This window comes from Massilia brevitalea, from assembly GCF_030711405.1.
Taxonomy (GTDB): domain Bacteria; phylum Pseudomonadota; class Gammaproteobacteria; order Burkholderiales; family Burkholderiaceae_D; genus Telluria; species Telluria brevitalea.
Window position 1 is genome coordinate 1 of sequence record NZ_JAULSI010000082.1, and the last position, 10,978, is coordinate 10,978.

Genomic DNA, 10,978 nt, shown 5'->3' on the forward strand with positions numbered 1-10,978 from the left:
CCAGTGTGAAAGTAGGTTATCGTCAGGCTAGTTAATATGTAGTAAATGCGAAAACCCCGCAGAGTGATCTCTGCGGGGTTTTTTGCTTTTCAACGCCTGTTTTGATTGCATGGCAGTTTGCACATGGCGCCAATGAACGACAGGTGAGACCGCGTGGGCAGTGGTGCTGGCTGAATGCCAGCACCACACATGCCCACCCTACGCGGTTGCCGATTTCTGCGAGCGCGCATCGTACAATATAGGCATGCGCATCCTCATCGTCGAAGACCACCCGGATATCCTGGCTAATTTGTATGGCTTCCTGGAGCCGAAAGGCCATGTGCTCGACTCGGCGCGCAACGGCTATGCGGGGCTCGCGCTGGCATCGGAGAACCAGTACGACGTGATCGTGCTTGATATCGGACTGCCCGGCCTGAACGGCATCGAGCTATGCCAGAAGCTGCGCGAGGAACTCAACATCACGACGCCAGTGCTGATGCTCACGGCGCGCGACAGCCTGAGCGACAAGGTGGCCGGCTTCGACAGCGGCGCCGACGATTACCTGATCAAACCCTTCTCGCTGGTCGAACTCGACGTACGCCTGAAAGCTTTGGTTCGGCGCGCCGAGGGCCAGCATGCGGTCAGCCACAAGCTGCGCTTCGGCGATCTGGAGTTCGACCCCGATACCCAGGAAGCGCGCCGCGAAAGCCAACCTGTGGTGCTGACCCGGACCGGCTACATCCTGCTGCGCACCCTGATGCAGGCGGCGCCGCGCATCGTGCCGCGCGAAACGCTGGAGCAGGCCGTGTGGGGCGAGGACCGGCCCGACAGCGATGCGCTGCGCACCCACATCCACGCGCTGCGCCAGGCGCTCGACAAACCCTACGAACACGCGATGCTGCGCACGGTCGCCGGCGTCGGTTTCCGCCTGGTGCTGCCCGATGCGCGCGGCTGAGTCGTTGCGGCGGCGCATCGTCGTCGCCTTTGTCTCCTTCAGCATCGTGCTGTCGCTGTTCATTGCGGTGATCGCAGCGCTGGCCATCGAGGGCATCGAGGTGCACCTGGTCGACAACCGCCTGGGCGAAGCGGCGCGCTGGGCCTCGCCGCGCCAGGCCGCTGGCCTCTCGACCGAGATGCCGGCCGGGCTGCGTTTTCATCGCGGCGCCGACATCCCGCAATCGCTGCGCGGCTTGCCCGAGGGCGTGTCGGAAGTCGACGTCGACGGCGTTGGCCTGCACGTACTGACCGGCGCCGACGTTAATGGTCCGTACATCGTGGTCGACCACGAAAGCGACTACGAAAAGGTGGAGCTGGTCGTGTATTCGATGTTTGCCGCGGTCCTGCTCGGCATCATGGCGTTCGCTGCCGTGCTGGGCCGCTTCCTGGCGCGCCGCATCGTCAATCCGATCACCGAGCTGGCCGACGCCGTTGGGCGCGGCAGCAGCAGCCTGCCGCTGACCGATCGCGGCGACGAACTCGGCATCCTGGCGCGCGCCCTCGAAGCCCATACCGCCGAGCTGCGCGCCTTCCTCGACCGCGAACGCTTTTTCACGGGCGACGTCAGCCACGAACTGCGCAGCCCGCTCACCGTGATCATGGGCGCCGCCGAGATCCTCATGACCCAGGCCGGCAGCGAGGCGATCCGCGCGCCGGCCGAACGCATCTACCGCGCCGCCCACGAAGCGGCCGAGTGCGTGACCGTGCTGCTCCTGCTGGCGCGCGCCCCCGAGCTCGGACGCCTGGCGCCGGTGCAGGTCGACGCCATCGCGGCGCGCGAAGCGCAGCGCTACCGGCCGCTGGTGGCCGGCCGCCAGGTAGCGCTGCGCTACCAGGACGGCCCGGCGTTTGCCATCCGGGCGCCGGCGGAACTCTGCACCGCCGCCATCGGCAACCTGGTGCGCAACGCCTGCCAGTACACCGAGCGCGGCGAAGTGCTGGTGCAGGTCAAGACAGGGCAGGTGGTCGTCGAAGACACCGGCCCCGGCTTGCCGGCAGCCGTGCGCGACACGCTGCTGCAGCCGGGCAGCGCGCCGGCCGGCGTGCCGTCGCGAGGCTCGGCCGGCACCGGCCTTGGCCTGTCGCTGGTGCGCCGCATCTGCGAGTACCTGGGCGCCACGCTGTCCTACGAGGACCGGGCGGGCGGCGGCAGCCGGTTCATCATCGATTTCACACCAACTTAACGTTCTGCTGACCGGCGCCTGACGCCGTGTTTTTTATCCTTGATGCAAGCGTGGCCGATCCCGGCCGCCACGTATGCATGGATGTCAGTTTGGACAAGCTTCTCGCAAGGCGCATCAGCGCGCCATTTCTCACGCTGGCGGTGGCCGTTTTCCTCGCCACTGCGGGCAACATCAAGTTCTGGACTACCTTTACCGCGGCGGCGGGCGGGCTGACGCCAGGGCGCCTGCCGCTACTGGGTGGCGCCATGCTCATCATCGTGCTGTTCTTCAATGCCTGCCTGACGCTGGCCAGCTTTCGTTTCGTTGCCAAGCCGGTCTTCATCCTGCTGCTGGTCACGGCCTCGACGGCCAGCTATTTCATTGCCGCTTACGGCATCGTGATCGATCGCGCCATGGTCCAGAACGTGTTCGAGACCGACATGCGCGAAGCAGGCGAGCTGGTCAGCTGGAACATGCTGCTGACGGTCGGCCTGCTCGGGCTGCTGCCGGCAAGCTGGATCGCGCGGGCCCGGATCGCCTATCCCCAGGGCCGGCGCGGCCTGGTGCAACGGGCGGGGATCGCGGGCGGATCGCTGCTGCTCGCGCTCCTGCTGCTGGTGCTGCTCTTCAAGAGCCTGGCGCCGGCCGTGCGCGAGCACCGCGAGCTGCGCTTCCTGCTTACGCCCACCAACACCATCCAGGCCATGAATGGCTACCTGCGCGGCAAGTGGGCCACGCCGGTCGTGGTGGCGCCGCTCGGACGCGATGCGATGAAGGGCAAGGCCTGGGCCGGACAGACGCGCAGGACGGTGACCGTGATCGTGGTCGGCGAAACGGCGCGTGCGATGAACTTTTCGCTGAACGGCTACCGGCGCCAGACCAATCCCTTGCTGGCACGCCAGCCGGGCCTGATCAATTTCTCCAACGTGCGTTCTTGCGGCACGGCGACGGCGGTGTCGGTGCCCTGCGTGTTTTCCGCCTTTGGCCGCGAGGAATATTCAGCATCGAAAGCGGCCAGCCAGGAAGGCTTGCTCGACGTGCTGGACCACGCCGGCTTCAAGGTGCTGTGGCGCGATAACAATTCGGGCTGCAAGGGCGTGTGCGCACGTGTGGCCTTCGAAGACCTGTCGCGCCCGGACGGCCCGAACGGCTTCTGCGCAGGCGAGGAATGCTATGACGAAGGGCTGCTGGGCGGCTTGCCGGAATTGATACGCCGCAGCGAACACGACCTGGTCATCGTCCTGCACCAGAAAGGCAGCCATGGCCCGGCTTACGCCAAGCGCTATCCGCACGACTTCGGCCGTTTCAATCCGGTCTGCGACAGCAACGATTTCGACAAATGCACGGCCGCATCGATTGCGAATGCCTACGACAACACCATTCTCTATACGGATTATTTCCTGAGCAAGACCATCGACACCCTGCGCGCCGCCGCCGAGCAGGACGGCGTGGACACGGCCATGCTGTATTTCTCCGACCACGGCGAATCGCTGGGCGAAAACAATCTCTACCTGCACGGCGCACCCTATATGTTCGCGCCCGACGAGCAGACCCGGGTACCGATGATGCTGTGGATGTCGGATCATTTCAGCGAACGCTTCGGCATCGACCGCAACTGCCTGATGGCGCGCCGCAGCGAGGCGCTGTCGCACGACAATGTGTTCCACTCCGTGCTGGGCCTGCTCGACGTGAACACGGCCGTGCTGAACCCGAAGCTCGACCTGTTCCATGCCTGCACCCGGGGAATGTGAATGCGCGTCCGGTACCAGCACAGTGCGTCGGCCCTGATCTGTACGCGCGGCGCATGGCGCATCGGCGCCGCACTCGCGCTCTGCGCTGCTTTTATCTACTGGCTGGGCAGCTGTACCGACATCGACCTGATGCTGGCCGATGCCGTCTACGATGCCGGCATCCACGATTTCCCCTGGCGCCATGCCTGGCTCACCGAAACCTTTAGCCATGGCATCCTGAAAACGGCGTTGACGCTGGCCGCCATCGGCTGCATGCTGGCAGCCCTGTACGATACGCGCTGGCCGCCGGCCGGCCGCAGCCTGGCGGCACGCTTGCGCTTGCGCGTGATCGGCTTGTCGGCCTTGCTCGTGCCGCTGGTGATCAGTTCGCTCAAGCAGGCCAGTGTCGCCCATTGTCCATGGGACCTGGCGCGCTATGGCGGTAATGAACCTTATCTGCGCCTGTTCGATGCCTTGCCGTTTGGCGTGCAGCCGGGCCATTGCCTGCCAGCCGGGCATGCATCGAGCGCCTTGTGGCTGGTGTCGCTGTGTGTGCTATGGCTGCCCGCCCGGCCGCGTACGGCGCTGCGTGCCGTGCTGGCGGCGCTCGCGTTCGGCGGGGCGGTAGGTTGGCTGCAGCAATTGCGCGGCGCGCACTTCCTCACGCATACGCTGTGGTCGATCTGGATTGCCTGCACGGTGGTATTCGTGCTGGTGCTGGGCTTGCAGTGGCTGCAGGCGCGGCATCGGCCGCGCCTGCTTCACAGTCTTTCCAGGTTCGGCCCGCGTAAACCCACCAGCAAGGCCTTGCCGTTTGAATCGACGCGGAACTCGCCGTAGCGCGCCGTTTCCCAACGTTTGGCTTCGCCTTCCTTGAAATACCAAGCGTCGGTGACGATCAGGGGTCGACCGCGCTTGGTGATCATTTCGATCAGCATTTCTTGCGGACCCAGGGGACGGCCGTCGTGTACGCCCAGCAGCTTGACCACGCCATTCGGCGCACGCTGCGCCACCAGCCTGGTCCTGGCCTTGTCGCGTACATCCAGGTCGGGAGGGAAGGCGTAGTTCAGCACCATGTAGTCGCCTTGCATCAGCGAGCGCGGGTCGACCGGCGCCAGCTCGACGAAGACCGGCTGGCCGGTGCGGATCAGCGCTTCCTTTTGCCAGATGGCGGCGCTCGCGATGAGCAGCGCCAGCAGGCCGGCGCCGGCGAGCAGGCCGCGCTTCCAGCGTGGGTCGGCGCGCCGGTCGGTGGCCGGGGCAGGCTGGAGCAGGGGCAGCGGATCGGAAGCCGGATCAGACCCCGGCGCAAGAAGCGACGGGCTGTCCGGCATTGCGAAGCGTGCAATGGCGCCCAAGGCCAGGCCGCAGCCGAGCAGGAACAGGGCCTTGTGGGCGAGCGGCCAGTACAGGTAGTAATACAGCGCACCCACCATCCATAGCCCGGCTGCGGCGGCGAGCATGGCCAGGTTGCGGCGGCCAGTGCTCACGCAAACTGCCAGCATCAGCAGCACCACGCCCAGCGATGGCGTCAGCCAGCACAGGATCACGGCGGTCCCGCCCAGTGCGGCAAACGCGGCGCTGCGCAGGGCTGGCCAGCGGTGCATCATCCAGCCGGCCGCGCCGAGTGCGCACGCCACGGACAACAGGGCATTCAACCTGCCCGGCAGATACACCGCATCGCTGCCGTCGAAACCGCTGGTCAGGCTGGCGCTAAGCAGGAAAGTCGGGCCTGAGCAATAGGCCAGCGCCAGCAGGGTCATGCCGCCCATCCCGGTAAGCACTGTCTCCAGGGCGGCCGCCTTGCCCGCCCCTTGCGGCGTGCGCTCCAGGCGGGCCAGGACGACCTGGCCGAGCAGCCATACCGCCGCCAGGCATTTCCAGGCCAGTGGATAGGACAAGTTGAACAGGCCATGTCCGACGTGGGGAACGCCCGCCAGCGCCATCACCCCCAGGCTGCTGCCCGCCGCGCCGAGCAGCACACGCAGCCAGGCTTGCGGCAGCAGGAAGGCCAGGCCGAATAGCAGCAGCGCCGCGACGGCCATGGCAAAGGCCAGGTCATGGCTGGCAAAGCCCATGTTGCCCAGCCCGACAACGAAGAGTACGGTGCCGATGATCAGGCCGGGAATCGCCAGCTGTTCGAGGAACAGGGGGATCGTTCCCTTGTGCAGGATGGCCACGGCCACGCCCAGGAAGACGAGGCCGAGCACGAGAGCCGTGCCGTACACGTTGGCGCCGGACAAGAACATCAGCCCGACCAGCACGCCCAGCGGAATCGCGGCAAACCAGGCGGCGATGCCCGTCATGACGATCACCGGCCAGGACCGGTGCTGGTCTGCGAACTCGGTATGGGCGACAGCCAGCAGCCCTTCGTCGACGGCTTTGTGCAGGACAGTGTCGAGATGCTTGCTCATGCCTTGCCTCCGCTGCCATATTCGCGCGACAGCGCAAGAATGCAGCGCATGGCCACCGTCATCAATCCGACCGCGGCCAGGCCGGCCAGCAGCAAGATGCCTGTGCCGCTGCCGCCGCTGTCAAACAAGCGCAACAAGCCGGCGTCCAGCAGGACGATGAGGCCGAGCGCAATCACGCTGAGCGCGGTCACGTCGAACAGTGCCCGCTGGGCGAGGAAGGCTGCGCCGGCACCAAGAACGATCAGGCTCAGCAAGTAATAGAGTAGCGTATTGCCGCCCCGTTCGAACAGGGCCAGCATGCCGGCGCCCGTAACCGACATCGTTGCCAGCAACACCGCGAGGTTGAACGCCACCTTGCCGGCGCCGCTGAAGCGGACCAGCGCCTGGCTCATGAGTACGGCAATCGCGGTCGCCAGCAGCGCGGCCAGCAGGTGGATGCCCAGGTCCTCGCCCATGAAACGCCATCCGCCGGACTGCGCGGCGTCCCAGGTGGTGAGCCCGGTCATGGCGACAATCACCCATGCACTCCAGACGGTATCGGAACGGGCGCCCAGCGCCAGTGGCAAGGCCAGCACGGCCCACAGGGCAAACAGTTGCCAGGGGTCGGCGCCGGTCTGGTAGGTCTGTCCGAAGTACGCGAACAGGCCGCCGATGGCGAGCAGTCCGAGCAGCGCCAGCGGCGTGCGCATGCGCGGCAGGAAAGCGGCGCCCAGGCAGACCGCCGCGGTACACGCCTGCAGCAGGATGAATTTTTGCATCCTGGACAGTGCATCCAGGTTGGCGGCGACCAGGAAGATCAGGCCGAGGCCGAAGAGCAGCGCGGCCAGCAGGCCGACGCCGCGCCGCATCAGGGTGGGCAGCTGTGGCGGCGGTTCACCGAGACGGGCAATGCGCCACAGCGAGGACAGCGTGGCTGCATCCAGGCTATGCCTGTGGGTGAGTTCGAGGATGGCAAGGCGGGTACTCATCATGCGACAGTCTCCTTGGACATGGGCGAAAAGCCGTCCGTATTCTAGAGGCGCTCTCACCGTAGGTATTGCAGAATCATCAACAAGCGCCTCTCTAAGCAAGCTTAGCAGGAGATTATTAATTGCTCAAAATCATTAACGATGATCGATGCCGGGGCGATGATGGCCACCTTCTATCGTGTGGAGAACATCATGCAGAATGCGAGCGACCCGTCCGGCCTGGGCAGCAAATTGATTGCGCCAATGAACGATATCCTCGACAAGCACAAGGGCAGCCTGATGCCCTTGCTGGGCGGTGGCGGCACTGCGGCCCACGCGGCCCTGTCGAACGACGACACCGTGCGCAAGGTGGCGACCTTCTGCTACCCGCTGCTGCCGGGCCTGGTGCGGCTGGCCGTCAAGGAACCGATGTTCGTGAACTTTGTGCTGAACAACCGCGAGCGCGTGCTGGCCACGCTCGTCAGCAAGGCGGCCTGAAACATAGCGGCGATCAGGCCTGCTGGGCCACCGGCTCGGCCTGGGTCGCCTTTTCCCGCCCGCGGCTGATGCTGTCGCCGTCCTCGCGGCGCAGGCGCCAGAAGATGATGGCGGAGATCACGGTCAGCGCAGCCAGGAAATCGAAGGCATGGTGCAGGGCGCCGGTCACCAGCACCTGGTTGGTTTGCGGCACGCGTCCCAGGAACCAGGCCGTCACCAGCGAGCCTGCGGCCAGGCCAAAACTCATCGACAATTGCTGGAACGAGCTGGCGATCGTGCTCGCCATGCTCGAATCCCTGGTCTCGATGTCGGCATAGGCCAGCGTGTTCATGCTGGAAAACTGCAGCGAATTGAAGAAGCCCTGCATCAGGCTGATGCAGACGATGGCTGCCAGCGGCGTGCTCGGCCCCACCTGCCCGAACAGCGCAATCGTGATCCCGATACACAGAGTATTTGCCACCAGCACCTGGCGGTAGCCGAAGCGCGCCAGCACCTTGGGTGCGATCAGCTTCATGCCCATCGCCGCGGCCGCCGACGGCATCATCAGCAGGCCCGACTGCCAGGCCGGCAAGCCCAGGCCCAGCTGGTACAGCAGCGGCAGCAGGAAGGGCAGGCCGCCCACGCCCAGGCGGGTGACGAAACCGCCGACCACGGAAATGCGGAAGGTGCGCACCTTCAGCAGCGTCAGGCGCAGCAGCGGGAACTTGATGCGGCTGGCGTGCAGCGCATAGGTGGCGAGCAGGCCGATCGACACCGCCAGCAGCAGGGCCATCGTCGGGCCGCTAAGCGTATGTTCTCCGAAGATTTCCAGCAGCCAGGACAGGATCGCCGTGCCGGTGCTGAACAGGATCAGGCCGAGCACGTCGAGCGGGCGGCGCTCGTCGCCGTGGTAGTCGGGCATGTGGCGCCAGACCAGGTATATGGCGATCAAGCCGAAGGGCACGTTGATGAAGAAGATCGCGCGCCAGGAAGTCCAGTGCACCATCAGGCCGCCGACGGTCGGGCCCAGCAGCGGGCCGATCAGGGCGGGGATGATGACGAAGTTCATCGCCCCCAGCAATTCGGATTTCGGGAAGGTGCGCACGATGGCGAGGCGCCCGACCGGCATCATCATGGCGCCGCCCAGGCCCTGCAGCAGGCGCGCGCCGGTCATCATCTCGGCATTTACCGACAGGCCGCACAGCACCGAGGCCGTGGTAAAGATGCCGATGGCGGTGAGGAACACGCGGCGCGTACCGAAACGGTCGGCCATCCAGCCGCTGACGGGGATACCGACGGCCAGGCCGAGGATGTAGCTGGTGACGATCGACTTCAGGCTCAGCGGGGTGACCCCGAGGCTGGCCGCGATGCTGGGAATGGCGGTGTTAACAACCGTGGCGTCGAGCTGCTCCATGAAGAGGGCAGTGGCGACCAGCCAGGGCAGGTAAGTCTTGACAGCAGAACTATCCAATCGGTCCTCGCACGCTCGGCACACACGGGCTGCGGCGCCTGACCGAATTGTCACATAAATTGTCAAATGATTCAGGAAACGCCGTTTTCAAACGGGCGTTCCCTGATGGGCGCCGCTTAGAACTGGTAGCGCGCCTGGGCAATCACGAAGTTGACGCCGCTGTTCGGCTTCTTGATGCTGCCGTTCGAGTAGTGCTGGAACTTCAGGCCGAGGTCCCACTTGTTCGCGGTGACGTAGCCCAAGCCCAGGTGGTCGCCGAACTGGAAGGCGGTCGACAGGCGGTTGTCGCTGTTGTTATACAGTTCCGACATCAAATTGGCGCCGATGCCGGCTTCGACGTACAGGCCGAGCTTGTCGTCGCGCTGGTAGCGGAACACCGGGGTGATGCCGATCACGCCGATGTTCTGGTGCTGGCCGTCCACATTCCGGTAGGCCGAACCGCGCCAGTAGGCGGCCGACAGGTCCCAGTAGCCGCCCAGGTGGCGGCCGTTCGAGGAGAACCACTGCTTGTCCCAGTTCGACTGGACGGCCACGCGGCCCATGCGCACTTTCGATCCGGTACCGAATTCGAAGGTGGCCGAGTCGACCCAGCCATTGTCGGCGGCAAAGGCCTGGCCGGTCGTCATCAGGACCGCGGCGGCAAGGAGACTGCTAATTTTTTTAATAGAGAACATAATTGCTTTCATGGATAGTCGCCAGTCCATGCTGGCGATCGCCGAATATTTTACTGGTGTAAATGAAAACGCGTAGCGCACCACCCAAAACGGAAAAAGGAGCGGTATGAGCCACCCTGCAAGCTACCCTACGGTGGCATTCCTGGGCATCGGCCTGATGGGCCAGCCGATGGCGGCGCGCCTGGCCGATGCCGGGTTTCCCCTGCACGTCTGGAACCGTAGCACAGCCAAGGCGCGCACGCTTGCCACGCATGGGTCGCAGGTATGCGAATCGGTTGACGAGGCGGTGCGAGGCGTCGCAATCGTGGTTTCGATGCTGGAAGCCGGACCGGCCGTGGGCATGACGATGGATGCGGCGCTGCCGGCCATGGCGCCGGGAAGCTTGTGGATCGACATGAGTTCGACCCGGCACGACGAGGCGCTGGCCTTCCATGCGCGCCTTGCCGGGCAGGGCATGCGCTTTCTCGATGCGCCGGTGTCGGGCGGCGTGCCGGGGGCGCAGGCGGGCACGCTGGCGATCATGGCGGGGGGCAGCCTGCATGATTTTGAAGAGGCGTTGCCGCTGTTCGAGGTGCTTGGCAGCGCGCGGCTGGTGGGGCCGGCGGGCAGCGGGCAGGTCGCCAAGCTGTGCAATCAATTGATCGTTGGTGCGACCTTGAACGTGGTGGCCGAGGCATTGTTGCTGGCGCAGGCGGCCGGGGCCGATCCGGCGGCGGTGCGCGAGGCGATCCGGGGCGGGTTTGCGGGGAGCCGGATTCTGGAATTGCATGGGCAGCGCATGCTGGAGCGGAATTTCGTGCCGGGTGGACAGGTGAAGAGCCAGTTGAAGGATTTGCGCAATGTGCTGGCGGCAGCGGGAGCGGCGGGGGTGAGCTTGCCGATGACGGCAGCGGCGACGCGCAGTTATGAGTCGATCGAGGCGGAGTTGGGCGGGGCGGATCACGCGGCGGCCTTGCTGGCGCTGGAGCGGATCAATCCGGGGGTGAGGTTAGGTACGGGAGAGGATCGGTTGCCGGAGGCGTGACGTTGCGGTGTGCATGAGTACGACCGCGTGGGGTCATTGAGTCCGGGGGACTCAATGACGTGCCCACCCTAATGTGATGGACTCCACCCTCCTGATAACGGCA

General features: G+C 65.4%; 10 protein-coding genes. 6 read left to right on the top strand and 4 right to left on the bottom strand.

The window, feature by feature from the left end; genetic code table 11:
* Positions 1–244: 244 nt before the first annotated feature.
* From QWL29_RS25865 to QWL29_RS25880, 4 genes are all read left to right on the top strand, one after another.
* Entirely contained in the window at positions 245–934 is a 690-nt protein-coding gene (locus tag QWL29_RS25865; protein ID WP_305825730.1) for a response regulator transcription factor, read from the top strand.
* Positions 921–2,159 (top strand): sensor histidine kinase, encoded by a 1,239-nt coding sequence (locus tag QWL29_RS25870; protein WP_305825731.1) that lies wholly within the window; start codon positions 921–923, stop codon positions 2,157–2,159. Before QWL29_RS25865 ends, QWL29_RS25870 begins: the two co-directional genes overlap by 14 nt.
* An 89-nt stretch (positions 2,160–2,248) precedes the next feature.
* Positions 2,249–3,889: a phosphoethanolamine transferase gene (locus tag QWL29_RS25875; protein WP_305825732.1), complete on the top strand. Its 1,641-nt coding sequence runs from the start codon at positions 2,249–2,251 to the stop codon at positions 3,887–3,889.
* On the top strand, positions 3,890–4,708 hold the full coding sequence (locus QWL29_RS25880; protein WP_305825733.1) for a phosphatase PAP2 family protein: 819 nt from the start codon (positions 3,890–3,892) through the stop codon (positions 4,706–4,708). It abuts the gene before it with no gap.
* On the opposite strand, the gene QWL29_RS25885 is transcribed toward QWL29_RS25880, so the two are convergent.
* On the bottom strand, positions 4,630–6,282 hold the full coding sequence (locus QWL29_RS25885; RefSeq protein WP_305825734.1) for a GDYXXLXY domain-containing protein: 1,653 nt from the start codon (positions 6,280–6,282) through the stop codon (positions 4,630–4,632). The two genes, QWL29_RS25880 and QWL29_RS25885, sit on opposite strands and share 79 nt — an antisense overlap.
* Entirely contained in the window at positions 6,279–7,253 is a 975-nt protein-coding gene (locus tag QWL29_RS25890; protein ID WP_305825735.1) for a DUF2157 domain-containing protein, read from the bottom strand. The genes QWL29_RS25885 and QWL29_RS25890 overlap by 4 nt, the downstream gene beginning before the upstream one ends.
* A 189-nt stretch (positions 7,254–7,442) precedes the next feature.
* Here QWL29_RS25890 and QWL29_RS25895 point away from each other — a divergent pair, with 189 nt between their 5' ends.
* The gene (locus tag QWL29_RS25895) at positions 7,443–7,727 is read left to right on the top strand and encodes a hypothetical protein (RefSeq protein WP_305825736.1); all 285 of its coding nucleotides are present in this window, start codon (positions 7,443–7,445) and stop codon (positions 7,725–7,727) included.
* A gap of 13 nt (positions 7,728–7,740) precedes the next feature.
* Here QWL29_RS25895 and QWL29_RS25900 read toward each other — a convergent pair whose 3' ends face one another.
* Both QWL29_RS25900 and QWL29_RS25905 read right to left on the bottom strand, forming a co-directional pair.
* A complete protein-coding gene (locus QWL29_RS25900; RefSeq protein ID WP_370663748.1) occupies positions 7,741–9,177 on the bottom strand; it encodes a DHA2 family efflux MFS transporter permease subunit in 1,437 nt (478 codons plus the stop codon).
* Positions 9,178–9,293: 116 nt separating this feature from the next.
* Positions 9,294–9,863, bottom strand: coding sequence for an acyloxyacyl hydrolase (locus QWL29_RS25905; RefSeq protein WP_305825737.1), 570 nt, complete (start codon positions 9,861–9,863; stop codon positions 9,294–9,296).
* 94 nt (positions 9,864–9,957) lie between these two features.
* Here QWL29_RS25905 and QWL29_RS25910 point away from each other — a divergent pair, with 94 nt between their 5' ends.
* Positions 9,958–10,875 (top strand): NAD(P)-dependent oxidoreductase, encoded by a 918-nt coding sequence (locus QWL29_RS25910; RefSeq protein ID WP_305825738.1) that lies wholly within the window; start codon positions 9,958–9,960, stop codon positions 10,873–10,875.
* Positions 10,876–10,978 lie beyond the last annotated feature (103 nt).